The sequence below is a fragment of the Salinimicrobium tongyeongense genome (genome assembly GCF_026109735.1).
In the GTDB taxonomy this organism is placed as follows: Bacteria; Bacteroidota; Bacteroidia; order Flavobacteriales; family Flavobacteriaceae; genus Salinimicrobium; species Salinimicrobium tongyeongense.
On the sequence record NZ_CP069620.1, the window covers coordinates 2766851 to 2789795 of the forward strand.

24 protein-coding genes are annotated in these 22945 nt (G+C 44.1%); 11 read left to right on the forward strand and 13 right to left on the reverse strand.

Annotated elements, in window-relative coordinates; translation table 11 throughout:
• Positions 1-100 precede the first annotated feature (100 nt).
• Positions 101-520 carry a nucleoside-diphosphate kinase gene (locus JRG66_RS12275; protein ID WP_265163058.1) on the forward strand — a complete coding sequence of 140 codons (420 nt, stop codon included), beginning with the start codon at positions 101-103 and terminating at the stop codon, positions 518-520.
• 206 nt (positions 521-726) lie between these two features.
• Here JRG66_RS12275 and JRG66_RS12280 read toward each other — a convergent pair whose 3' ends face one another.
• The 4 genes from JRG66_RS12280 to recF all read right to left on the reverse strand — a co-directional run bounded on the left by JRG66_RS12280 (position 727) and on the right by recF (position 3538).
• Complete coding sequence (locus tag JRG66_RS12280; RefSeq protein ID WP_265163059.1) at positions 727-1371, reverse strand: protein-L-isoaspartate(D-aspartate) O-methyltransferase; 645 nt, start codon at positions 1369-1371, stop codon at positions 727-729.
• Positions 1372-1747: 376 nt separating this feature from the next.
• Positions 1748-2044: a DciA family protein gene (locus JRG66_RS12285; protein ID WP_265163060.1), complete on the reverse strand. Its 297-nt coding sequence runs from the start codon at positions 2042-2044 to the stop codon at positions 1748-1750.
• A complete protein-coding gene (locus tag JRG66_RS12290) occupies positions 2028-2462 on the reverse strand; it encodes a lipocalin family protein (RefSeq protein WP_265163061.1) in 435 nt (144 codons plus the stop codon). The genes JRG66_RS12285 and JRG66_RS12290 overlap by 17 nt, the downstream gene beginning before the upstream one ends.
• Complete coding sequence (gene recF / locus JRG66_RS12295) at positions 2459-3538, reverse strand: DNA replication/repair protein RecF (RefSeq protein ID WP_265163062.1); 1080 nt, start codon at positions 3536-3538, stop codon at positions 2459-2461. Before recF ends, JRG66_RS12290 begins: the two co-directional genes overlap by 4 nt.
• Positions 3539-3676: 138 nt before the next feature.
• Between recF and JRG66_RS12300 the strand changes: the two genes are divergently transcribed.
• From JRG66_RS12300 to JRG66_RS12330, 7 genes are all read left to right on the forward strand, one after another.
• Positions 3677-4450, forward strand: coding sequence for a tetratricopeptide repeat protein (locus JRG66_RS12300; protein WP_265163063.1), 774 nt, complete (start codon positions 3677-3679; stop codon positions 4448-4450).
• 7 nt (positions 4451-4457) lie between these two features.
• Positions 4458-4955 (forward strand): 6,7-dimethyl-8-ribityllumazine synthase, encoded by a 498-nt coding sequence (gene ribH, locus JRG66_RS12305; RefSeq protein WP_265163064.1) that lies wholly within the window; start codon positions 4458-4460, stop codon positions 4953-4955.
• Between the two features lie 111 nt (positions 4956-5066).
• Positions 5067-5366, forward strand: a complete 300-nt coding sequence (locus JRG66_RS12310) for a hypothetical protein (protein ID WP_265163065.1) — start codon at positions 5067-5069, stop codon at positions 5364-5366.
• Complete coding sequence (gene mutL, locus JRG66_RS12315; protein ID WP_265163066.1) at positions 5367-7223, forward strand: DNA mismatch repair endonuclease MutL; 1857 nt, start codon at positions 5367-5369, stop codon at positions 7221-7223. It begins immediately after the preceding gene.
• Entirely contained in the window at positions 7224-7991 is a 768-nt protein-coding gene (locus tag JRG66_RS12320; RefSeq protein WP_265163067.1) for a rhomboid family intramembrane serine protease, read from the forward strand.
• Complete coding sequence (locus JRG66_RS12325) at positions 7991-8905, forward strand: rhomboid family intramembrane serine protease (protein WP_265163068.1); 915 nt, start codon at positions 7991-7993, stop codon at positions 8903-8905. Before JRG66_RS12320 ends, JRG66_RS12325 begins: the two co-directional genes overlap by 1 nt.
• Positions 8905-9942 carry an endonuclease/exonuclease/phosphatase family protein gene (locus tag JRG66_RS12330; RefSeq protein ID WP_265163069.1) on the forward strand — a complete coding sequence of 346 codons (1038 nt, stop codon included), beginning with the start codon at positions 8905-8907 and terminating at the stop codon, positions 9940-9942. Before JRG66_RS12325 ends, JRG66_RS12330 begins: the two co-directional genes overlap by 1 nt.
• Here JRG66_RS12330 and JRG66_RS12335 read toward each other — a convergent pair.
• The 7 genes from JRG66_RS12335 to JRG66_RS12365 all read right to left on the reverse strand — a co-directional run bounded on the left by JRG66_RS12335 (position 9931) and on the right by JRG66_RS12365 (position 16180).
• A complete protein-coding gene (locus JRG66_RS12335; protein ID WP_265163070.1) occupies positions 9931-10563 on the reverse strand; it encodes a WbqC family protein in 633 nt (210 codons plus the stop codon). The two genes, JRG66_RS12330 and JRG66_RS12335, sit on opposite strands and share 12 nt — an antisense overlap.
• 9 nt (positions 10564-10572) lie before the next feature.
• Positions 10573-12138 (reverse strand): signal peptidase I, encoded by a 1566-nt coding sequence (lepB, locus tag JRG66_RS12340; protein ID WP_265163071.1) that lies wholly within the window; start codon positions 12136-12138, stop codon positions 10573-10575.
• A 40-nt stretch (positions 12139-12178) separates the two neighbouring features.
• Positions 12179-12877: a 4-hydroxy-tetrahydrodipicolinate reductase gene (dapB, locus tag JRG66_RS12345; RefSeq protein WP_265163072.1), complete on the reverse strand. Its 699-nt coding sequence runs from the start codon at positions 12875-12877 to the stop codon at positions 12179-12181.
• Entirely contained in the window at positions 12877-13461 is a 585-nt protein-coding gene (locus tag JRG66_RS12350) for a DUF5683 domain-containing protein (RefSeq protein WP_265163073.1), read from the reverse strand. Before JRG66_RS12350 ends, dapB begins: the two co-directional genes overlap by 1 nt.
• On the reverse strand, positions 13451-14356 hold the full coding sequence (locus JRG66_RS12355; protein WP_265163074.1) for a ParB/RepB/Spo0J family partition protein: 906 nt from the start codon (positions 14354-14356) through the stop codon (positions 13451-13453). Before JRG66_RS12355 ends, JRG66_RS12350 begins: the two co-directional genes overlap by 11 nt.
• A gap of 6 nt (positions 14357-14362) precedes the next feature.
• The gene (locus tag JRG66_RS12360; RefSeq protein WP_265163075.1) at positions 14363-15127 is read right to left on the reverse strand and encodes a ParA family protein; all 765 of its coding nucleotides are present in this window, start codon (positions 15125-15127) and stop codon (positions 14363-14365) included.
• 171 nt (positions 15128-15298) lie between these two features.
• Positions 15299-16180, reverse strand: a complete 882-nt coding sequence (locus tag JRG66_RS12365) for an SDR family oxidoreductase (RefSeq protein WP_265163076.1) — start codon at positions 16178-16180, stop codon at positions 15299-15301.
• Positions 16181-16539: 359 nt separating this feature from the next.
• On the opposite strand from JRG66_RS12365, the gene JRG66_RS12370 reads away from it, so the two are divergent.
• On the forward strand, positions 16540-17553 hold the full coding sequence (locus tag JRG66_RS12370) for a glycosyltransferase family 4 protein (protein WP_265163077.1): 1014 nt from the start codon (positions 16540-16542) through the stop codon (positions 17551-17553).
• A 176-nt stretch (positions 17554-17729) separates the two neighbouring features.
• Positions 17730-19118: an exopolysaccharide biosynthesis polyprenyl glycosylphosphotransferase gene (locus JRG66_RS12375; RefSeq protein ID WP_265163078.1), complete on the forward strand. Its 1389-nt coding sequence runs from the start codon at positions 17730-17732 to the stop codon at positions 19116-19118.
• Positions 19119-19421: 303 nt separating this feature from the next.
• On the opposite strand, the gene lnt is transcribed toward JRG66_RS12375, so the two are convergent.
• Positions 19422-21011, reverse strand: coding sequence for an apolipoprotein N-acyltransferase (gene lnt / locus JRG66_RS12380; RefSeq protein ID WP_265163079.1), 1590 nt, complete (start codon positions 21009-21011; stop codon positions 19422-19424).
• Positions 21012-21257: 246 nt separating this feature from the next.
• Between lnt and JRG66_RS12385 the strand changes: the two genes are divergently transcribed.
• The gene (locus JRG66_RS12385) at positions 21258-22031 is read left to right on the forward strand and encodes a CDP-alcohol phosphatidyltransferase family protein (RefSeq protein WP_265163080.1); all 774 of its coding nucleotides are present in this window, start codon (positions 21258-21260) and stop codon (positions 22029-22031) included.
• A gap of 90 nt (positions 22032-22121) precedes the next feature.
• Here JRG66_RS12385 and lptB read toward each other — a convergent pair whose 3' ends face one another.
• Positions 22122-22862, reverse strand: a complete 741-nt coding sequence (gene lptB, locus JRG66_RS12390) for an LPS export ABC transporter ATP-binding protein (RefSeq protein WP_265163081.1) — start codon at positions 22860-22862, stop codon at positions 22122-22124.
• Positions 22863-22945 lie beyond the last annotated feature (83 nt).

The following is a 22945-nucleotide window of genomic DNA, read 5'->3' on the forward strand; positions in this document are numbered from 1 at the left end:
TTTTAACAGGCTTTCCCGGCATAAAGTCGAATAAAAGCCTATGTACCTTGGATATGGGGTTGATTTGATTATTTTTGCAGCCAAATTAAAAATCTAAGTAATGGCAGGAAATAGAACTTTCACCATGATTAAGCCCGATGCAGTTGAAAAAGGACACATTGGAGCTATTTTAGAGCAGATCACTGCTTCAGGATTCAGGATTGTAGCGATGAAACTTACTCAAATGACCCGTCGCGATGCCGAAAAATTCTACGAAGTGCACAGTGAGCGTCCATTTTACGGGGAGCTGGTTGAATTTATGAGCCGCGGGCCTATTGTTGCCGCTATTCTTGAAAAAGAAAATGCTGTTGAAGATTTTAGGACCCTTATTGGGGCCACAAACCCCGAAGATGCTGCCGAAGGTACCATTAGAAAGAAATATGCCGCTTCTGTAGGTGAAAATGCCGTTCACGGAAGTGACAGCGATGAGAATGCACAAATTGAAGGTGCTTTCCATTTTGCCGGAAGGGAAATGTTCTAAGACCTCTTCTGAATTTATACTGAAAGAAGCTGCCTCAAAAGCTGTAGGAGTGTATTCTGAAATTATTTCTGAAAGTTGAAACCTCATTTTTGAAGATCAACTCAACCTGAAATATTCTGGATGCCCGAAATATCATTTTTGAGTCAGCTTCTTTTTTATGGGTTCTGTTGAAAGAACCTTCAGGTGCTACTGAAGGTTTTTCAGGTTTACCTTCCGTAGCTGCCACCTTTATCGGCCCTGCCCGTCATGGGTACAAAGCGCACGGGCAGCAGTTGCTTTTCCTCAAATTCATTCTCCCCGGTTTTGTAAAGCATCACCAGTTTTTGATCTAACCTCCCAACAGGAGCCATGATGCGGCCACCTGTTTTGAGCTGATCTTTCAAAGGTTTTGGGATAGAAGGGGGCGCGGCGGTGAGAATAATGGCATCAAAGGGGGAAAATTCTTTCCAGCCGGCATAAGCGTCGCCATGTTTTGTAGTGATATTGACATAGCCGGTTTTTGCCAGGTTCTCGCGCGCAAGCTGTGCCAGCCATTCAATAATTTCAACACTGTAAACATGATGTGCAAGCTGTGAAAGCACAGCAGCATTATAGCCGCAACCGGTACCTACTTCCAGAATGTTTTCATCTTTTTTTAAGCCCAGCTGCTGCGCCATGTAAGCCACGATGTATGGCTGACTAATAGTCTGGTTTTTTCCAATGGGCAAAGGCCGGTCTTCATAAGCTTTATCCAGCTTGTCTTCGGGGACAAAAAGTTGGCGGTCTACTGTTTCCATAGCTTTAAGCACCCCGGCATCTGAAATCCCACGGGCTTTAAGCTGCTGTTCCATCATATCCTGTTTAGAGCTCATAGCTTGTGTTTAAATGATTGAGGTGTAATAAGTTAAGTAAAAAATGCCCTTTTTGAAAAGTTTTTCTGAAGTCTTTCCGAAAATATCATCCCGGGAAGGAACCGGAACCGATGGCAATTTTGTGCCCACTGCTTTTAGAAAAGTTGCTGGAAAATGACATTTTTGGAAAGTAAGTGGCAGAATTAAGAGCGGGAAGAGGAAAGTCCAGACTGTATCAGGGGAAAGAGAAATTTTCTCCTAAAGCGGAACGTCAATCTTGATTCAGATTTTTACTTTGTAAATTACCTTAAACCTTAAACCTTAAACCTTAAACCTTAAACCTTAAACTTTAATCTTAGACCTTAGACCTTAGACCTTAAACCTTGAGCCTTGAACCTTACCGCAGAATAAGCTTTTTTATAAGTTCACGCCCCAGTTCCTCGTTCAGCATTTTTACGATCTTCTCTTTGCCGTAGCTCAGTTCTTCGCGCAGTACAGATGAGCTAAGTTGTACGTAAAGCGTATCCCTGTCAAGTTTTATAGAAGTAGTGTATTTTTCTATGGCGGGGCCCATCTGGCTGTTCCAGACTTCCCGAACGTGCACCTTGTCGAGTCCTTTTTGAAGTTTGTTGTCGCTTACAAATTCCTTGAGGGCGTCGCTTATGCTAATATGTTCGTTAATTCTCCTGGCCATAGTTTCCTGAATATGGTGTAAATCGTTTATAGGTATAGATGATCCCTTTTGGATTGATGACTACCAGTTCATCTTCTTCCGAAGAAATTACTGTTTCTTTCCAGTTTGCATAGGGGGTAGAATAGTACAAATTTATGCTGTCATTTTCAAGTTTAACCTCAAAGGTTTCTTCATTATTTGAAGTGACAAAACTGCCGTCTATTTGTGGCCGCACTTTTTTCCTGAAGCCCTTAAGGCTGTCTACTTCAATAAAATCTACTATTTCTGAATATTTGAACTCTTTTGTGATCCCTTCGGGAAGTTCGGCCTTTGTTATTTCCCAGTAACCGTTGAGGTTATCCACTTTTTCACGGGAAGAATTGGTATTGCATGAAAGCAAGAACATTCCCAAAAGGAATCCAAAAATGGCATTTTTCACAGGTAAAACATTTTATAGGTTTGTGCGGTACTTTTCACCACTTTCTCTGTACGCTCTCCGTGGGTGTCGCTTATAAAAAGCTGTCCCAGCTCATCTGTAGCTACCAGGTCTACAATATGAGCCACCCGGTTTTCATCGAGCTTGTCAAAAATATCGTCCATAAGCAGGATGGGAGAGACCCCGGCCAGATCTTTTATAAAATCGAATTGTGCGAGTTTAAGGGCAATTAAAAAAGATTTTTGTTGTCCCTGAGATCCGAATTTCTTTATTGGATGGCCTTCTATTTCAAAAACCAGGTCGTCTTTGTGAACGCCTACGCCGGTATATTGCAGGGCCATGTCTTTTTGCAGGTTTTTCTCCAGCTGCTCTTTAAAATCGCCATCTTCCAACTGACTCTTATAGGTGATGGAAACTTTCTCCCGCCCGTTACTTATGGTTGCATAACGTTTCTGAAATATGGGGATAAAGGTTTCGAGGAAAGCTTTGCGCTTCTTAAAAAGTATGTTCCCGAGATCCTTCAGCTGCATGTCATAAACTGAAAGTGTGTCTCTGTCAAAACTGTTATTGGCTGCAAAATACTTCAGCAGGGAATTGCGTTGCGCCAAAATTTTTCCGTAGTCAATAAGACTGTTGAGGTAGTGGTTGTCGCTTTGAGAAATTACACCGTCAATGAACTTACGACGGGTCTCGCTGCCTTCAATGATCAAATCCCTGTCGGCCGGTGAGATGATCACGGTGGGGATGAAACCTATGTGTTCGCTGAACTTTTCATAAGGTTTGTTGTTGCGTTTAATGACTTTTTTTTGTCCGCGTTTGGCGCTAACAATAATTTGCTCCTGGCGTTCGTGCTTCTCAAAAATGCCATCTACCACAAAAAATTCGGCCTCGTGGTTGATATTCTGACTGGTAATAGGGTTAAAATAGCTTTTTCCGAAGGAGAGGTGATAGATGCTGTCGAGTACATTGGTCTTGCCTATCCCGTTATTTCCCACGATACAATTAATTTTACGGTCAAAATCAAATTCGGCCGAGCTAAAATTTTTGTAATTTAATAAGGAGAGGGTTTTGAGAAACATAAGAAGCTGTTATTCAATGCTGTATTGGTTGCGCTGAAGCTAAGCATAAGGCAGTGCAAATTAGCACAAATAAACAATTTAATTCCCTTTTAATTTTAAAGAAAAATTCTATTTTTGCGCTTCAATTAACGTTTATTTATGGCTACTTACAAGAAAAGAGGATATAAGCCCAATAACAAAGAGGAGCAGCAGGCTGCTGTTGAAGATCATTCTACAACTGCGGAAGTGTTTAATTCTCTCGATGAAGGTGCGAGCAAAACAGAGGCCTGGGTTGCCCGAAACCAAAAGTACATTTTTATCATTATTGGAGTTGCTGCCGCAGCCATACTTGGGTATCTTGCTTACGAAGAGTTTATACAGGAGCCAAAAGAGGCCGAGGCTGCCAACGAAATGTTTATGGCACAGCAGTATTTTGACACTGCGTTGCAGGCATCGGGGGCACAAAGCGATTCCCTTTTCAACCTGGCTTTGACCGGTGGGGAAGGTAAGTACGGTTTCCAGGATATTATTGAGAACTACGGGGCTACAAATGCCGGTAACCTGGCGCTTTACTATGCCGGGATGGCATATCTCAATACCAACCAGTACCAGCAGGCTATAGAATCTCTTGATGATTTTGAGAGTGACGATCAAATACTTGCCCCTCTTGCAAAAGGTGCTATTGGTGATGCATTTTTACAACTTGACCAGCCCGAAGAAGCTCTGAGCTACTATGAAGAGGCTGCCAAGATGCGCGACAATAATTTTACTACTCCAAAATTCCTTATGAAGGCTGCAGTGACGGCAATCAAGTTAGGAGATGGGGCTACAGCCGAAAAGTACCTGAACAAAATTCAAAATGAATACCCAGATTCTGTTGAAGCCAACAGAGTAAAGGTGTATCTTGGGCAGGCGCAGACAATGCAACAGTAAAACACATATGGCTACAGAAGGAAAAAACCTTTCAGAATACGATAAGAACAAAATCCCAAACGCGAAGGAATTCAGGTTTGGGATTGTTGTTTCTGAATGGAACGAAGAAATAACCGAAAGTCTTTGCCAGGGTGCCATTAAGGTGCTTCTTGAAAACGACGTGCTCGAGCGAAAGATAGTTCGCTGGAATGTTCCCGGCAGTTTTGAGTTGATCTACGGTTGTAAAAAAATGCAGGAATCGTATGACATGCTTGATGCCATTATTGCCATTGGTAGTGTGATTGAAGGCGAGACAAAACATTTTGATTTTGTGTGTGAAGCGGTTTCGCAGGGCATTAAAGACCTCAATGTACAAAGCGATATCCCGGTGATCTTTTGTGTTTTGACCGATCAAAACAGGCAACAGGCCCTGGACAGGTCTGGAGGGAAACACGGGAATAAAGGTGCCGAGGCGGCTGTAGCGGCTATTAAAATGGCACAACTTCGGAAAGATTCCCGAATCTAACTCCTTTTTTGCTAAGGCATTATTTTTGTGTTACTGAGTTTGCTCATCTAACCTTCGGAAATTTTGAGCATTTTCAGTAAATTTGATATTTCCGGGAAATAAAAAGAAGTAATGCTTAAACTCAACATTTTTTCAGCACCAAAGAAAAACAATCGGTATAATTATACTCCGCGTTACTATAAAGGCAAGGATACCGGGAATGTTTATAAATTTGATTCTAAATTCAACAAGTACAGGGAAGCCACTAATGCCATAGATTTTGGCAGCCAGTGGAAAGAAGCCCGCGAAAGTAGCCGGCACCGTGGGAACCGCGAGATCAATAAAACCGTGCTTGTCATCATTGCCATTCTTGTTCTTATTTTCCTGTGGATCATTGACTTTGATTTATCCATTTTTAGCAATCCATATTAAATGACAGATGTTATACATCTCCTGCCAGACCATGTCGCCAATCAAATAGCAGCAGGTGAGGTGGTGCAGAGGCCGGCTTCGGTTGTTAAAGAATTGCTCGAAAACTCGATTGATGCCGGGGGCACCAGCATAAAAATACTCGTAAAAGAAGCCGGAAAGACGCTTATCCAGGTCACCGACAACGGGAAGGGTATGAGCGTTACCGATGCCCGATTGTGTTTTGAGCGGCACGCAACTTCCAAGATCAATTCGGCCGAAGATCTTTTCAGCCTTAAAACAAAAGGATTTAGAGGGGAGGCACTGGCGTCTATCGCGGCCATTGCACATGTAGAATTAAAATCCCGGCGGAAGGATGATGAAGTGGGAACCTGCATTAAAATTGAAGGAAGTGAGGTGACTTCACAGGAAGCCTGCGTTACGCCGGTGGGAACCACCATTTGCGTCAAGAACCTTTTTTACAACATCCCTGCCCGCAGAAATTTTCTAAAAAGTGACAGCGTGGAATTGCGGCATGTGATAGATGAGTTTCAACGAGTTGCACTTGCGCACCCTTCCATACAATTTTCACTGTTTCACAATGGCAGTGAGTTATTTCAGTTGCCCGAGGCCAATTACCGGCAGCGCATTGTGAACATCTTTGGCGGAAAGACTAATGAAAAACTGGTGCCGGTCGAGGAAGATACTGCTATAGTAAAGATCCACGGCTTTGTGGGGAAACCCGAATTTGCCAAAAAGGGCAGGGGAGAACAGTTCTTTTTTGTCAATGACAGGTTTATTAAAAGCCCTTACCTCAATCATGCGGTAACGGCAGCTTTTGAAGGACTGCTGAAAGATAAAGCTTACCCGAGCTACTTTTTGTACCTGGACGTTGACCCTAAAAGCATCGACATCAACATACATCCCACCAAGACCGAAATAAAATTTGACGATGAGCATGCGCTGTATACCATTTTGCGCAGCTCTATAAAACATAGCCTGGGGCAGTTCAATGTGGCACCGGTGCTCGATTTTGACAGGGATGCAAGTCTTGATACCCCTTATGAATTCTCTCAAAAAGAGATCACTCCCCCAAAAGTTGAAGTAGACCCTAATTTTAATCCGTTTAAGACTGAAAAGTCGGGCGGCGGGTACACCACTCCAAATTACAGGTCAGATAAATCTGCCGGAAGCTGGCAGAGCTTGTACAACGGGCTTAGGGGTGAAGGAACCGAAATACACCAGGGGAGAACGCAGGTGGAGTTTGAGAGCGATGAGGTTACCGGCAACCTGTTTGGGATGAAAGATGAAGGCGAAGCGGGAGGCACTACTTTTCAGCTTAATAAAAAGTATATTGTCACTACCTTAAAAAGCGGAATACTGGTTATTGATCAACAACGCGCCCACACCAGGATTCTTTATGAAGAATTACTGAAAAATATTACGGTGACTTCGGCTGTTAGCCAGCAGTTGTTATTTCCTCTAAAAATTCAGTTTTCCACCAATGAAATGGAGCTGCTCAAGGAAATCAGGGATTCGCTGGAGCAAACAGGATTTATTTTTTCAGAAGTAAAGAAAGACAGTGTGGAGATTAGCGGAATTCCGACGCTTATTTCAGAAAGTGAGGTGGAAATTTTGCTGGAGCAGTTACTGCTCGACCTGGAAAATGAAGTGCCGGGAGCGGCTTTTTCGCAGGTAGATACCCTTGCGAAGTCCCTCGCCAGGGGAATGGCGGTAAAATCGGGTACGGCACTAAATATCGCGGAACAACAAAATATTGTGAATAGTTTGTTTGCCTGTAAGGAATCGAGCTTATCGCCTTTTAATAAGCCTGTATTTATTACCTTGACAGTAGACGAACTGGATAAAAAGTTTATGTAAATGGGAAGAATGACCGAAACCGTAAAGGTTCTTTTGATAATTAATGTCATAGTTTATATAGGGAGCCAGGTTTTGGGAGATCAGGCCTATCAGCTATTTTCCCTGTGGTTTGTTGAAAACGATAATTTCCAGTTCTGGCAGGTAGTTACGCATATGTTTATGCACGACCCTAACAGCATCTTTCATATTATCTTTAACATGTATGCCCTCTGGGCGTTTGGAAGCCCCATTGAGCAGGTGCTGGGAAAAAATAAATTCCTTTTCTTCTACTTTTCGGCAGGGATAGGTGCGGCCATAATTCACACGCTGGTGAATTATTATCATTTTCAGGCAGGATACAGTGCCCTTCTCGATGCCGGGTTTGGCAGTATGGAGGTAGAGCAGTATTTGCGGGAATCTTATGCTTCTATTGCCAGTAGCGGCCAGTTCAGGATCCCTGAAGGGGTAGATCAGGATGTGTTGAGAACCATGTTTCAAACTTATATTACTCCTGCTGTGGGAGCATCGGGCGCAATATATGGGATCCTGGTAGCGTTTGGAATGATGTTCCCAAATGTGGAGTTATTCCTGCTTTTTGTTCCGGTGCCCATAAAGGCAAAATACTTTATTCCGGCATTAATTGCGCTCGACCTCTTTTCCGGGTTAACGGGATATTCTATATTTGGAGGAGGGATTGCCCACTTTGCACATATAGGAGGGGCCCTCTTTGGTTTTATTATGATGTGGTACTGGAAAAAGAACCAGTTTAACCAAAACCGCTGGGATTAATGAGAAGTAACAGGAGTAACATAAGAGCAAAGATCGCAATGGCTACGGTGAGTGAAAAGCTCATTGCTGTCAATGTAATTGCCTTTGTGCTTTTTTTCTTTCTTAAGACTCTCGCTTTCCTCTTCAGCTTTGAGGTGGACTTTATCCTGGAATGGCTGGTCTTCCCAAAAGAGCCGGGAGAATTCCTGTTCAAACCCTGGTCAATAATTACCTATGCTTTTTTACACAGCGGCCTGTGGCATTTGCTGTCTAATATGTTGATCCTGTATTTTTCAGGAGTGTATTTTCTCACCTATTTCTCTCCAAAAAAGCTGCTGAATTTCTACTTTTTGGGAGGTATATTCGGCGCGCTGGTCTACATGGCGAGCTATAATTTGTTCCCTGCTTTCCAGGGAATGGGGAAATCTTATCTCATAGGGGCTTCGGCTGCGGTAATGTCTATTTTGGTAGGAATAGCCACGCACATACCGCACATGAGGGTAAGGCTTATTTTACTTGGAAGTATCAAGTTGTGGTGGATTGCGGCATTTTTAGTGGTGCTGGATGTGATCCAGATCCCTATTTCCAACCCCGGTGGTCACCTGGCGCACCTGGGCGGGGCCGGTTTTGGGTATCTCTACGCCAGGCAACTGGGCAAAGGGAACAACATTGCAAGCGGATTTGAAAAGCTGCTGGACTGGATCGCTTCGTTGTTTTCATCGAATTCCGGCTCGGGCAGAAAGAGTAATTTAAAGACCGTTCACAAAAGGAAATCTACGGGCAGCACTTCAGGGAGGAACAGCGCGGGCATACGCAACAAAAAAGAAGAACAGGCCAGGATAGATGCCATTTTAGACAAGATTGGAAAAAGTGGCTACGACAGCCTGACAAAGCAGGAAAAGGACTATTTGTTCAACGCAGGAAAAGACAATTAATGAAAGGTCTCAACTGGTTTGACAGGTTCCTGTTCTTGCTGAACATCCTCTTTGCAGTAGCGCTGCTTTTTGCGTATTTACTGCCTTACATTCCCCCCGCAAAATTTGCATTACTTTCTGTTTTTAGCCTGGGGGTACCGCTGTTAATTATCGTCAATATCATTTTCCTGTTGTTCTGGCTGTTCAGGTTGAGGCGGCAGGTCATTCTTTCCCTGGTGGTACTTTTAATAGGCTTTAACCACGTTACTTCTGTGTACGAGGTTTCTTCGGAAGAAGACGGCATGGTAGAAGATAATGTGCTCCAGATCATGACCTATAACGTAAGGCAGTTCAATCAATACGGCTGGGCCGAAGATGTAGATATTCCGCAGAAGATCACAGCTTTTATAAAAGCACAAGATCCCGATGTGGTGGCCATGCAGGAGTACTATAAAGGAGAACTGGAAATAGCAAAGAGCTTTCGGTATAAATATATCAAACTCAAAGAGGAGAATGCCGAATTCGGGCTTGCGCTGTTCTCGAAATATCCCATTATAAATTCGGGTTCTTTAGATTTTCCCACCCATAGCAACAACAATGCTGTTTTTGCCGATATTGTAAAGAACGGCGACACCATAAGGGTAGTGAATGTGCATTTACAGTCTTTCGGGATCAAACCCAGCCTGAACACCATTGAGAAAGAGCATTCAAAAAAGGTGCTTTTTGGCATGGGTCAGACGTTTGTAAAACAGGAACGTCAAATGAAACTGGTCAAGGAAGCTGTACTGGCCAGCCCTTATCCATCAATTATCCTGGGTGATTTCAACAATACGGCCTATTCTTATGTGTATAGGGAATTGCGGGATATAGGTTTCAATGACGCTTACAAGGAAGCCGGAAATGGCTTCGGAAAAACTTTCGAGATTTTTGACATTTTACCGCTCCGCATAGATTTTATCCTTCCACAGGAATCTATAGAAATTCTCACCTTTCAAAATTATGAGGTTCCGTATTCAGATCATTATCCTATTAGTGCACGCCTCAGGCTAGGGGAGTGAGATTTCCTGGCGCTCCAGGTAGTTTAAGGCGTTAGGGCCTTCGTTAAAAATAAGGTCTACTACACTAAGGTCATTCATAAAACCGAATTTCTCCTGGAACACCTGAAAATAGGGTTCTAGCGCCCGGGGAGACCTGTTTTTGGCTTCAATAAGGGAACGCCCGTTTATCATGTTTTCGGGCTCTCTAAAGTATTCTGTGGTCTTCCTGTATTCGAGATCCAGCTGCAGGCAATCTAGCGTTAACTGCAGGCTGTGGTAATTAAAATCCATTAAAAACTCGAACTTTTTGTGATACAAAGGATAGAATTCATCTTCATAGAATTCGAAGAAAGGCGAGGTGCGGTAAACTGTCTCTAAAGATTTCCAGTGCTGTTTTTGCCATGGGAAATCATTCTCAATTTTTATATCCCTGTATTTTTGATGCCCCGATTTGTTGCCGGTGTGCTTAATGGGAATGTTGAGCAGCAACTTTCCGTTGGCACCATAAATATACATGCGGTTGCGGTAGGTTTGCTTCTGGTAGTTGTCTTCATTTTCAAAAATAAGCTCTTCAGCATTAAGCATTGCCACAAACTGGGACACCGGCCCGAAATACGCAGGATGTAAAAGCAGTTTTTGCATGATAAAATGTTATTTAGCTTTCTTTTTTCTGAAGAAGCTATACCCTACCAGGCCAACTACCACCACAAGAACGTAAGGAAGGTAAGAAACCGGTTCCCCCTGCCCTCCTACGGTGGTGAACATGCGCTCCCATCTTATTTTGCTAAGGCCCGAAGCGTTGGGGTCAAGGCTAAGCCAGATAAACACAGGTTTGCCCACAATATGATTTTCGGGAACGTAACCCCAGTAGCGGCTGTCTTCACTGTTGTGGCGGTTGTCTCCCATCATGAAATAGTAATCCTGCTCAAAGGTGTAGGTGTTCAAAGGCTGGCCATTTAAAAGTACCTGGTCACCTCTAAACGAGATCTCCCTTTCGCGACCCATTTCCAGGCCTTCATAGGTTTCGATGATTTGGCGGTAGAACCCAACCGTCTCAGGTGTGATTTGTACGGTCACCCCTTCTTTTGGAATATAAAGAGGCCCCATATTATCGGCATTCCAGTCAAACCTGTTGTTGTTCGGGAAGATAATAGATTCCCCTTGCCCCGCCGGAGTAACAACCCTTTCTATAGAGGCCACATTGGGGTGGTTCTTTAGCCTTTGGTAATTCTCTTCAGTTAAAGACTGGATGAAGAACTGGTTAGTGTTGGGGTCGTGGTAAAATGCATCGGTAATATCATACATTTTATACATGGCATAGGGGTCAAATCCCTGCCCTTTTGTGGTGCCGGTGTATGAGTACTGGGGTTTAGCCCTGTCTGGCAGCTCCAGGGGCTGGTTGTTGACATGGATTTTTCCGTCAATAATCTCAAGGGAATCCCCGGGTAGGCCAACGGCTCTTTTTACATAATTCGATTTTTTGTCTACAGGCTTGTCGTAACGTACACCCGATTTATCCCTGAACTGTCTCACCGTATCTACCGGCCAGTTGAATACCACTATATCGCTGCGATCAATGTCCTGGAATCCCGGGATCCTGAAATAAGGAATATGAGGTTTGTTCCAGTATGATTTTATCCCCAACACCGGAATGGTATCGTGCACCATCGGGAAGGCGACAGAAGTAATTGGGGTGCGTGCCCCGTAATGAAATTTACTCACAAACAGGAAGTCCCCAACCAGCAGGGTCTTTTCAAGGGAAGAAGTGGGAATGGTGAAGGGCTGCATTACATAAGTGTGCACTATGGTGGCAGCAACTACGGCAAAGAGAACAGAACTTATCCATTCTCCCGCGGCGCTCCCGGGTTGCAGGCTGCGACCTTCCCTGTATTTGGCATCACCAAAGTAATTGACGTAATAAATGTAAAAGCCACAGGTAACAATAGCCAGTATGGTATCTGTAGTAGAAGTACGGCCAAAACTGCGCACGGTTTCCACCCATATTACCGGGAACATAATGAGGTTAACAATGGGGATGAACAGCAAAATCACCCACCACCACGGCCTGTTGATGATCTTCATTAAGACAACTGCGTTATATACGGGTATGGCTGCTTCCCAGGCTTTACGACCTGCTTTTTGATATAATTTCCAGGTTCCTGCGAAATGGATAAGCTGAACAAGAAGAACAAACAAGATCCAGTTTGTGAATGTCATGAGCGTAGTTTATTTATTGGTCTGCCGTAGTACTATTCTGTTACAAGCCCAGCACGTCTTTCATGCTGTAAATTCCTTTTCTATGCTGAAGCCACTCGGCAGCTATAACAGCGCCAAGTGCAAAACCATCGCGGGAGTGGGCCACATGTTCTATTTTAATGCTGTCAACTTCAGAATTATATAAAATACTGTGAGTGCCGGGTACGTTTTCGATCCTTTTTGCAGTTACTGGAATTTCGTTCTCTTTTGCCTCATCCAGCCGCCAGCCGGTCTTATCTGAATTTTCGACGATCTGTTCCGCTAAACTAATGGCAGTACCGCTTGGGGCATCCAGTTTTTGGGTGTGGTGAATTTCTTCTATGGCCACATTGTACTCTTTAAACCGGTTCATTAGCTTTGCCAGGTTCCTGTTCAATTCAAAGAACAGGTTTACGCCAAGGCTAAAGTTGGATGCATAAATAAAAGCGGCATCCTGCTTTTTGCATAGCTCAACGGCTTCTTCGTACTTCTTCAGCCAGCCGGTAGTCCCGGAAACCACCGGGATTTGTTTTTCAAAACAGGTGGTGATGTTCTTAAAGGCAGCATTTGGCACGCTAAAATCTATGGCGACATCGGCCTTTTGAAGATCGGCGTTATCAATATCATTGTCCACTTTTAGTACTATTTCATGGCCACGTTCTACAGCTAGTCTTTCAATGGTCTTACCCATTTTTCCGTAACCCAGTAAAGCTATTTTCATCAAAAATTGTAGTTTAAAGTAATGCCGTAACCTGTAGTTCCCGTAAACTGGTCGTAATCAAGGTTTGGCTTAAGTGACAGGTCTTCACTCACGTTGAATTGTTGCAGGTGGGCGTCAACGTTGGCATCTATAATATTGAGGGCATACAATCCCAAAGTGACCATAATGGAGACTTCTTTGTTGCGCTGGTAAAACCGCTGCGCCTCTATGAGCCCGCTGGTTGATACCCGGGGTTGGCCGTTGTCATCGTAGAATTCGTCATTGGTATTGCCGGCCAGCCTGCTTTTGTAGGCACTGCGGTAACGGTCGTACTGACGGTCATTTTCAAAATAAAAATATATACCAACTCCCAAAGCAGTATACACGATAGGGATCTTCCAGTATTTGCCGTTGTAGGCTTGTCCCAGTCCCGGGAGTACGGCAGAATAAAATGCGGCACGGGCAGGGGAGAGCGGGTCGTAAGGTTTGTAGGCAGGTTCTTCAATCACCAGCTGCGGGTCTACCAGCAGCGAATCTTCCTGTGCCGAGGCTTGCAGGAAAAAGAGACAGGTGATAAAGAACGCTATGAGGTTTTTAATCTTCACCCTGTATGATCCTTTTGATACGATTAAGATCTTCTTCGGAAGTAAAAGGAATAATGAGCTTCCCATTTCCCTTTTTTGACACCTTAACATCTACTTTGGCTCCCAGTTTTTCTGAAAACTCCCTGATGCTTTTCTTTACATCCCTTGAAATGCTTGAAGTGGAAGCAGAAGTTTTGGCTTCAGGTTTCCCTTCCTGAAGGTTTCTAACCAGTTTTTCGGTCTCTCTTACCGAAAGGGAACTGGCGAGTATCTTTTCGTATACTTCAAGCTGGGTCTGGCTGTCTTCAATATTAATAAGGGCCCGGCCGTGTCCCATACTCAAAAATCCGTCGCGCATCCCGGTTTGCACAATAGGGTCTAGCTTCAGCAATCGCAGGTAATTGGCAATTGTAGACCTGTTCTTGCCCACGCGCTCGCTTAACTGCTCCTGCGTAAGGTTGATCTCATCGATAAGCCTTTGGTAAGACAACGAAATCTCAATGGGATCGAGGTCCTGTCGCTGAATATTCTCTACCAGTGCCATTTCCAGCGACTCCTGGTCATTGGCGATGCGAATATAGGCGGGAATGGTTTGCAGCCCCACAAGTTTAGAGGCTCTAAAACGTCTTTCCCCCGAAACTAGCTGATACTGGTTGTAATCTAATTTTCTTACGGTAATGGGCTGAATTACTCCCAGTTCCCTTATCGAAGATGCAAGTTCTCGCAGCGATTCTTCATTGAAACTTGTTCTTGGCTGAAATGGGTTTACTTCAATCGCATCCAGGTCAAGCTCCACAATATGCCCAACCAGCTTATCTGCATTCTTATCTTCAGCCGATTTAATGTCATTTTGAGGGTCTTTCAGCAGTGCTGAAAGTCCTCGTCCCAAAGCTTGTTTCTTTGTCGCCTTCGCCATCTTCTCCTATGAGTTTTTCTTTATTATTTCATGTGCAAGACTAAGGTAATTGCTCGCACCTTTACTGCCGGCATCATAATTTATAATGCTCTCCCCGTAACTGGGGGCTTCACTTAAACGCACGTTTCGCTGAATGATTGTCTTAAACACCATTTCGTCAAAATGCTTTTGTACTTCTTCCACCACCTGGTTTGATAACCTTAAGCGCGAATCGTACATGGTGAGCAGCAGCCCTTCAATATCCAGTTTCAGGTTGTGTATCTTTTGTACGCTTTTAATCGTGTTGAGCAGCTTTCCAAGACCTTCCAGGGCAAAATACTCACACTGAATAGGAATGATAACCGAATCGGCAGCTGTGAGGGCATTAAGGGTGAGCAGCCCAAGAGAAGGGGCACAGTCAATGATCACGTAATCATACTGTTCCCTAAGGTGCCCAATAGCCTTCTTTAACATATATTCCCGCTCTTCCTGGTCTACCAGCTCAATTTCAATGGCCACCAGGTCAATGTGCGCCGGAATGATGTCGAGGTTCGGGGATTCGGTCTTTATAATCGCTTTTTCGGCCTCTATGGAGTGCTCCAGCAACTGGTAAGTTCCCAACTCAACCGATTCAACATCTATTCCCAGACCCGAAGTGGCATTCGCCTGCGGATCGGCATCGATGAGCAAAACTTTTTTTTCCAGCACCCCTAGAGATGCCGCCAGGTTTACTGAAGTTGTAGTTTTACCTACACCTCCCTTTTGATTTGCAACGGCAATGATCTTACCCATTCAGTTATTTTGGATTTAAAGGGTAAAAATACAATTTATTATAGGTTTACGAAAGGTATTTTGTTAACAGGTTTTTAGCAGGGCCTCTAATAAAAAACCCTTCAAAAATAGCATTTTAAAGGGTTCATCCTGTTAAATCATCTTAAGGCTTTCTTCTGAAGATGTAAAAGTTTAGCTGTTCTTCTTGGCCTTTATCATTTGTTCCAGCATATCCCACATTTCCTCCGGAATTGCTTCCAGAAGATTAAATTGTCCCGCACCTTTCAGCCATTCGCCGCCGTCAATGGTGATGACCTCGCCATTGACATAAGCTGAAAAATCGGAAACAAGATAGGCAGCCAGATTTGCCAGTTCCTGGTGTTCCCCAACCCGCTTTAGCGGCACTTTTTTAGCCAGGTCAAACTTGTCTTTAAGGTCTCCGGGAAGCAGCCTGTCCCATGCGCCTTTGGTGGGGAAGGGGCCGGGTGCGATCGCATTCATTCTTATGCCGTACTTTGCCCATTCCACGGCAAGGGAACGGGTCATGGCCAGCACTCCGGCTTTGGCTGTGGCGCTGGGAACCACATAAGCAGAGCCTGTCCAGGCATAAGTGGTCACAATATTGAGTACCGCTTTGTTCTTTTCACCTGCATCTATCCAGTGTTTTCCAAAAGCAAGAGTGCAGTTCTTGCTGCCTTTTAAAACTATATCAATAATGGTGTCAAAAGCATTGGCGCTCAGGCGTTCTGTGGGGGAAATGAAATTCCCGGCAGCGTTGTTCAGTAAAATATCAACACGGCCAAATTTTTCAAGGGTTTGTTGCAGCATATTTTCAACCTGCTCGTAATGTCTTACATCACACTGTACTGGCAAACATGTTCCGCCCGTTTGCTCTTCAAGCTCTTTAGTGGTACCCTCAAGTTTTTCGAGGTTTCTCGAAGTGATCGCCACTTTTGCACCCAGTTCCAGGAAGTACTTTGTCATTGCTTTTCCAAGGCCGCTGCCGCCTCCGGTCACAACAATTATTTTTCCTTTTAGAGCATCATCCCGAAGCATTTTTTGTGTGTAATCCATGGTAGTGAGTAGTTGAATAGTTAATGGAGAATAGTTAGTTGTTAGTAGTTAATATAGGTGAACCGGAAACTGATACCTGAGAACAGACACCCGGTAACCTTCCCTGTTAACGAAAGCGGAAAGTTGAAAAGATGTCACTTTTCGGCGTAAGGGTTCTTTTTTATGGAACTAAATGTAGGAAATTATCTTTCAACAATGCCATTTTGGATAGGCATTGTTGTAAACATTACTCCCAGGAGTTCAGGAAACTCAGATGTTGCACGATAAATTTCGGCCTATTTTTGTAAGCTTAAATTTTTTTGGGCGGTGCAAAAAAGAACAGTAGGAAAACTTCCCTATTTTTACTTCAGCTTCTTATCATGAAAAACCTGCTTTACATAGGTAACCAACTATCAATCCGGGGCGGCACTCCCACCTCAATTGATACACTTGCCCCTTTATTGAGAGAAGAAGGTTTTGATGTAAAAATAGCTTCTGCTAAAAAGAACAAACTCCTGCGGTTGATCGATATGCTTCATCTGGTCTACAAAATCAGAAGGACTACCCATTACGTGCTCATCGATACCTACAGTACTCAGAATTTCTGGTATGCCTATGCGGTAGCACGTCTCTGTCAAATCCTCAGGTTAAAATATATCCCAATCCTTCACGGGGGGGGACTTTTCATCAGGCTGGAGCGTTCCCCAAAAGCCTCAAAAAGCATATTTGGCAAAGCTTTTCTGAACGTGGCTCCTTCGCTTTACATGAAGACGGTATTTCAACAGGCAGGCTTTACCCGGGTCAGATACATTCCCAACAGCATATATCTGAAAGATTACTTTTATAGAGAACGAGCAGAGATTCGCCCAAAACTCCTTTGGGTACGTGCCTTTGCAGAGATTTATAATCCGCTGCAGGCTTTAAAAGTGCTTGAACTCCTGCTGCCCGATTTTCCCAATGCCGAACTTTGTATGTTAGGCCCTAAAAAAGATGATTCCTGGAAAGAATGTATCCGTTATGCAAAATTGCATCACCTTCCTGTCCGCTTCCCCGGAAGGCTATCTAAAGAAGAATGGACGGCGCTTTCAGAAAACTATGACATTTTCCTCAACACTGCCACTATTGACAACACTCCAGTTAGTGTGATAGAAGCCATGGCCCTCGGCCTGCCGGTTGTTTCCACCAATGTGGGCGGACTCCCATATCTCATTTCTGCAGACGTAGACGGGGTTCTGGTTCCACCCAATGATCCACAACGGATGGCAGAAGCCATAAAAACTATACTTAAGCGGCCCGAGCATTCTCTGGAAAGAACCCGCGCAGCGAGGATTAAAGTAGAAGCTTTTGACTGGGAGAGGGTGAAGGAAATCTGGAAAGGAATACTGAAGCAGTAGGCAGTTTTGTCAATTAACAATGATCAGTAAATTTTCAACAGAGAAATAACTGCACATATATTCTCAATCGCATCAAATAGAAGTTCAGTTTTTCCTGAAAGAATCTCCGTAAAAAGTCAAAGTTCATAAGTCCTAAGCCAAACTCTTCCTTATATTTACAGCCTAATAATCCCTGCATGCCCCATAAACAGAAAATGCATTTCGAGATCTCCGAACGCAAATTATTTCTGCGAATCTTCGATATCTTTTGGGTGCTTTTTGCGTTGTATGTGGTCGGCATTCTTTTTCATGTGGAATACTTTGATATAGAGCAGAGGTCCTGGCATTGGGCAGTAGTTCTCGCCATTTATTTGAACCTGTTCTGTGGGATTTTTGAGCTGTACGACCTGCAAAAGGCCAGCAGTTACTACAGGGTGCTCAAAAATGTGGTTTTAGCGACCTGTGTTGTGGTGCTGTTTTACCTAATGACCCCGGTTTTCACCCCTGTACTGCCCGAAAATCGCCTTCAAATCCTGTATTTTTTTCTTACGATCTTCCTAACGCTCTTACTGTGGCGGTTCGCGTATATCAGCCTTATTTCCACGCCCCGGTTTTATCGCCGGGTGCTCATCATAGGTGAACCCCTCGAGGTTGAGCTGGTAGCTTCACACTTACAAAGATCAGATCCCAATTATAATATTGTGGGGTATGTAAATCCGGGTGGTACAGACATGTTCAATTCTGAAAAAGTGGGTCTGAAAGATTTTTCAGGAAAAAAACTAGCCGAAACTGTGCAGGAAGAGAATATTGATGAAATCCTCATCTCCAATATCAGTGCCACGGCCGAAGGTTTTTACTCCCAGGTGCTTTACCTCCTCAAAAAAGGCTTTCCGGTGAAAGATTTTAACGAGGTTTATGAAGACAAAACTCACCGCATTCCGGTTCAGCATATCGAGCGAAATTTTTACCAGTTCTTTCCTTTAAGCCGAAGCAACAACAACAAATTTTACCAGTTTTTTCATCGTCTTTTCGATATCGTGGTTTCTATAGTGGGGATCATTATTGGGGGGCTTTTGCTGCCTTTTGTTTACTTCGGGAATATGATTGGAAACAAAGGCTCATTGTTTTATGAACAGGAAAGGATTGGCAGGAGTGGAAAATCTTTTAATATCCTGAAGTTTCGCACCATGCGCTATAATGCCGAACCCCATGGCGCTGTTTGGGCTACCAGGAACGATGTTCGTATTACCCGGTTCGGAAAATTTCTTCGCCGTTCCCGACTTGATGAATTCCCGCAATTTTATAATATTCTGAAAGGGGAAATGAGCCTCATTGGCCCCCGTCCCGAAAGGCCTGTTTTTGTAAAGGAATTATCTGAATTAATCCCCTTTTACGACACCCGCCACTTTATCAAACCCGGACTCACAGGCTGGGCCCAGGTGATGACCGATTATGCCGACAGCCATGCCGATAGTCTCGAAAAGCTCCAATACGACCTCTACTACATCAAACACCGCAATATCTTCCTCGATATCACCATCCTCATCAAAACCCTGAGTACAATTATATTTTTTAGAGGACAGTAATTCAGTTGGCAGGGCTCAGCAATGCAAGTAGGCAGTTTTAACGAAGAAGTACTATTCGCAGGAGTACGAAGGCTTTACAATTTGTTAAATTTGAGTGATCGTTCTTTTTCATAGAGGTTAGTTCCCTCACCTTAGGGCATCTTCTGAAAATCCCAAACCGCCGGAGCCGATTTGCAATTCGTGACGAGGGTTAAGAAGAGCAGGTGTGGTTCGTCCTCCTTTGAAGAGGGCGGGAGAGAGAATAAGGAATTACACAAATAATGTTTTTTTCTGCTCACCGCTACTGCGCACTGCAAACTATTTTCACCTCCTGCTCCTTTTCCAGGGCACCACGGCAAAAAGAAAGATGAACAGGGCCAGGAAAAGCGAAATACGGGCAATGTAATCTCCAAAACGGCTGTAAAAAGTGAGTCGGGCATTGAGGCTTATTTCTCCTCGCAGTGCTCCCTGTTCTTCATATCCTAAAGTTGAAGTGATTTCACCTTTTTCGTTGATAAAAGCTGAAATCCCGGTGTTGGCACTTCTGGCAATGGCCCGCCTGTTTTCAATAGCCCGCAGCCTGGCATAACTAAGGTGCTGTTTATGGCCCTGGGTATTGCCCCACCAGGCGTCATTGGTAATTATGGCTAAAAAATCGGCTCCTTCCCTCACATATCCGGTTACAAAATTTCCGTAAACCGATTCGTAACAAATAATAGGCCCCACTTCTTCCGAAGAAGTAATTTCAAAAGTGGCCCTTTTCTCCTGCGTTGTTTTCATAGCCACCGTACCGCCAAGGTCTATCATAACATTTCCGAGGAGAGGCCTTAAAACCTCCTGATAAGGAAAATTCTCTACTCCCACCACCAGTTTTGATTTATGGTAGAAATGAACTGAATCATTGGCAGAGATCATGAAAGCCGAATTATAGTCGTCGTACCAGTCGTTATGCCCCAGCTGATTGGTTTGCGCTCTTACCCTGCCCGGATCACTAAACCTGTCGTACATGGAAATACCACTCAAAAATGACATTTTTGGGTGCTTATTAACAAACTGTCTCGTGAAGAAATTGGCTTCAGAATCTTTAAAGCGGCTCAAAACAGTTCCGTAGGCGAAAACTGTTTCGGGTGCGATGACGATTTTGGTTTCGGGGGTCACGGCTTCTTCAGCAAGACTGGTAAGTAATTCTCCAATGCGGGCATCAGAAGTAAAGTATTTTTCGGTGTAGGGATTAATATTGGGCTGTAAAACAACAGCTTCAATCGTTTCTTCACTCTCTTCGTAATTCCATAAGATCACATAAGAAAGCAGGAGTGGAAGGAGGATAAGAAGGCCGCTTTTAAACAACCCGCGATAGAGGATTTCTTTTGCTTTGTGCTGTTTGTAAAGCAGCAGCATTTTTAGCAGAGCAATGTTTGTGAGCCAAACCCAGAGTGTGCCCCCAAAAGTTCCTGTAAATTCATACCACTGGATCCAGTGAGGGAATTCGGAAAAACCATTCCCCAGGTTGAGCCAGGGCCATGAAAATTCCCAGTTGAGGTGCAGGTATTCAAAAGCGATCCAGATACTTATCAAAAATGAAGAAGAGGCTTTGAAATTTACCCTTTTTGCCACGATATGGAAGAGCAGGAACACCAGTGCCATGAGCAGGGAGTTTACGGTAATGGCAAAAATGCCACCAAAGGGCGTGGAAAAATAGAGCCAGTAGGTGGTTATGGTATTCCAAATGATAAAACTGAGGTAGGAAAGGCCAAAGATCTTCCATTTCCTGTTATGTGCCTCATTGATCCTGATGTTGTGTTCGGCGTAAAGTAAAGGCACAAAAGCGAAGAACAGCAACAGCGGAAACCCGTAAGTTGGCCAGGCCAGGGCCAGTAAAATTCCGGAGAGTAAGGCGTACAGGAAGTGTTTCATAGTGAAGTGTGAAAACAAATTTAAGCAATTAGGAATAATCAATGAACTGCCTGTTGGCACGAATTTGCAATAATTGACGAGAACAAACTATTGTCATAAAAAGTGCAGCTTTGCGCAGTGAAGCACTTTATGTGCATTATTGGAAATTCCTCATTCGTTGAAATGACACTCCTATTCAATTATGAATTTTGAACCTTGAATCGCCGTAGCAGTCTTTTTTTCCTATTTTTACAGAAAACAAGCCACATGAGCCTAGCCAGACACATTCCAAATGCCATTACCTTGGTCAACCTTTTTAGCGGAAGCATTGCAGCCATATTTGCTGTGCAGGGCGACCTGGTGATGGCTGCGGTCTTTGTGGCCCTTGGGATCTTTTTTGATTTTTTTGACGGACTGGCTGCAAGGCTACTCGATGTAAAGTCTGAACTCGGGCTGCAACTTGATTCCCTGGCCGACATGGTGACCAGCGGCCTGGTGCCGGGCATTGTGATGTTCCAGTTGTTCAGGCAGGCTTTGCCAGGAGAGGCGGCTCAGCCTACCGACTGGACATCGGGACAGGACCTGTTGGAATGGAATATTCCGGTTTTGGCTTTGCTGGGGCTGTTGGTGAGCCTTGCATCGGGTTACCGCCTGGCAAAATTCAATATTGACGAACGGCAGACAGATTCCTTTATTGGCCTTCCCACCCCGGCAAATGCCCTTCTTATTTTAAGTCTGCCGCTCATTCTCATTTTTCAGCCGCAGGCTTTTTTAGTGGAAATTATTCTGAACCCGTGGTTTCTTGGTGCACTAACGCTGTTTTCCTGTTTCATGTTAAATGCTGAAGTTCCCTTATTTGCATTAAAGTTCAGCAGCTGGGGTTTTGCTGAAAATAAAGTCCGTTACCTCTTTTTGATCTTTTGTGTGGTTCTGCTTATCTTTTTGCAGTTTGCTGCGGTACCCCTTATTATAGTGAGCTATGTGGTTGTGTCTATGCTCACGAATAAGGCTATTGAAGAGCCGGTAGTTGAGCGGCATTAATCGCAGATCTTTAGTAAAATTCAGCTTTAGCGGAGCGAAGAACCACAAGGTTTCAGGAGGATTCCTCCTTCGTTGGAAGGACAGGGGGATTTACTGGAAAATCTTCTTTTTCCGAAGTTCAAAGTTCTGACCTAAATACACCTTTCTCACCATCTCGTCTTCGGCGAGTTCTTCGGGCACACCGGCTTTTAAGATGCGGCCTTCAAACATGAGGTAAGTACGGTCGGTGATGGCGAGGGTTTCCTGCACGTTATGGTCGGTGATAAGAATACCGATATTCTTGTTTTTTAGCTGGGCCACAATGCGCTGAATGTCTTCAACGGCCACTGGATCAACCCCGGCGAAGGGCTCGTCTAACAGAATAAAATGCGGGTCTGTAGCCAGGGCACGGGCAATTTCGGTACGGCGCCGTTCACCACCACTTAAGAGGTCGCCCCGGTTTTTTCGTATATGTCCCAAACCGAATTCCTCAATTAGTGATTCCATCTTCATTTGCCGCTCTTTCTTTGAAAGCCTGGTAAGTTCAAGCACGCTCATGATGTTGTCTTCAATACTGAGTTTCCGGAAAACAGAGGCTTCCTGGGCCAGGTACCCAATCCCGTACTGCGCGCGTTTGTACATGGGGAATTTTGTGATATTTTCTCTATCCAGAAAGATCCTTCCGCCATTGGGCTTTATCAAGCCTACGATCATGTAAAAAGAAGTGGTTTTTCCGGCGCCGTTTGGCCCCAGCAGCCCCACGATCTCCCCCTGGTTCACTTCGAGGGAAATCCCCTTTACTACTTCCCGTCCTTTATAGGATTTTACAAGATTTTCTGCGTATAACTTCATCTTTTCAGATATGAGATTTCAGATATTAGATATGAGTATTTAGGCTTGCAATTACTGTGCAAATTTCTATAAAGATAAAAAAT

Bases quoted from the DNA above. Each gene is read 5' to 3' on its own strand.
- JRG66_RS12275 (WP_265163058.1), top strand. From the start codon at position 101: ATGGCAGGAAATAGAACTTTCACCATGATTAAGCCCGATGCAGTTGAA.
- JRG66_RS12280 (WP_265163059.1), bottom strand. From the start codon at position 1,371: ATGAGCTCTAAACAGGATATGATGGAACAGCAGCTTAAAGCCCGTGGG.
- JRG66_RS12285 (WP_265163060.1), bottom strand. From the start codon at position 2,044: ATGGCCAGGAGAATTAACGAACATATTAGCATAAGCGACGCCCTCAAG.
- recF (WP_265163062.1), bottom strand. From the start codon at position 3,538: ATGTTTCTCAAAACCCTCTCCTTATTAAATTACAAAAATTTTAGCTCG.
- JRG66_RS12300 (WP_265163063.1), top strand. From the start codon at position 3,677: ATGGCTACTTACAAGAAAAGAGGATATAAGCCCAATAACAAAGAGGAG.
- ribH (WP_265163064.1), top strand. From the start codon at position 4,458: ATGGCTACAGAAGGAAAAAACCTTTCAGAATACGATAAGAACAAAATC.
- JRG66_RS12310 (WP_265163065.1), top strand. From the start codon at position 5,067: ATGCTTAAACTCAACATTTTTTCAGCACCAAAGAAAAACAATCGGTAT.
- mutL (WP_265163066.1), top strand. From the start codon at position 5,367: ATGACAGATGTTATACATCTCCTGCCAGACCATGTCGCCAATCAAATA.
- JRG66_RS12320 (WP_265163067.1), top strand. From the start codon at position 7,224: ATGGGAAGAATGACCGAAACCGTAAAGGTTCTTTTGATAATTAATGTC.
- JRG66_RS12325 (WP_265163068.1), top strand. From the start codon at position 7,991: ATGAGAAGTAACAGGAGTAACATAAGAGCAAAGATCGCAATGGCTACG.
- JRG66_RS12330 (WP_265163069.1), top strand. From the start codon at position 8,905: ATGAAAGGTCTCAACTGGTTTGACAGGTTCCTGTTCTTGCTGAACATC.
- JRG66_RS12335 (WP_265163070.1), bottom strand. From the start codon at position 10,563: ATGCAAAAACTGCTTTTACATCCTGCGTATTTCGGGCCGGTGTCCCAG.
- lepB (WP_265163071.1), bottom strand. From the start codon at position 12,138: ATGACATTCACAAACTGGATCTTGTTTGTTCTTCTTGTTCAGCTTATC.
- dapB (WP_265163072.1), bottom strand. From the start codon at position 12,877: ATGAAAATAGCTTTACTGGGTTACGGAAAAATGGGTAAGACCATTGAA.
- JRG66_RS12355 (WP_265163074.1), bottom strand. From the start codon at position 14,356: ATGGCGAAGGCGACAAAGAAACAAGCTTTGGGACGAGGACTTTCAGCA.
- JRG66_RS12360 (WP_265163075.1), bottom strand. From the start codon at position 15,127: ATGGGTAAGATCATTGCCGTTGCAAATCAAAAGGGAGGTGTAGGTAAA.
- JRG66_RS12365 (WP_265163076.1), bottom strand. From the start codon at position 16,180: ATGGATTACACACAAAAAATGCTTCGGGATGATGCTCTAAAAGGAAAA.
- JRG66_RS12370 (WP_265163077.1), top strand. From the start codon at position 16,540: ATGAAAAACCTGCTTTACATAGGTAACCAACTATCAATCCGGGGCGGC.
- JRG66_RS12375 (WP_265163078.1), top strand. From the start codon at position 17,730: ATGCCCCATAAACAGAAAATGCATTTCGAGATCTCCGAACGCAAATTA.
- lnt (WP_265163079.1), bottom strand. From the start codon at position 21,011: ATGAAACACTTCCTGTACGCCTTACTCTCCGGAATTTTACTGGCCCTG.
- JRG66_RS12385 (WP_265163080.1), top strand. From the start codon at position 21,258: ATGAGCCTAGCCAGACACATTCCAAATGCCATTACCTTGGTCAACCTT.
- lptB (WP_265163081.1), bottom strand. From the start codon at position 22,862: ATGAAGTTATACGCAGAAAATCTTGTAAAATCCTATAAAGGACGGGAA.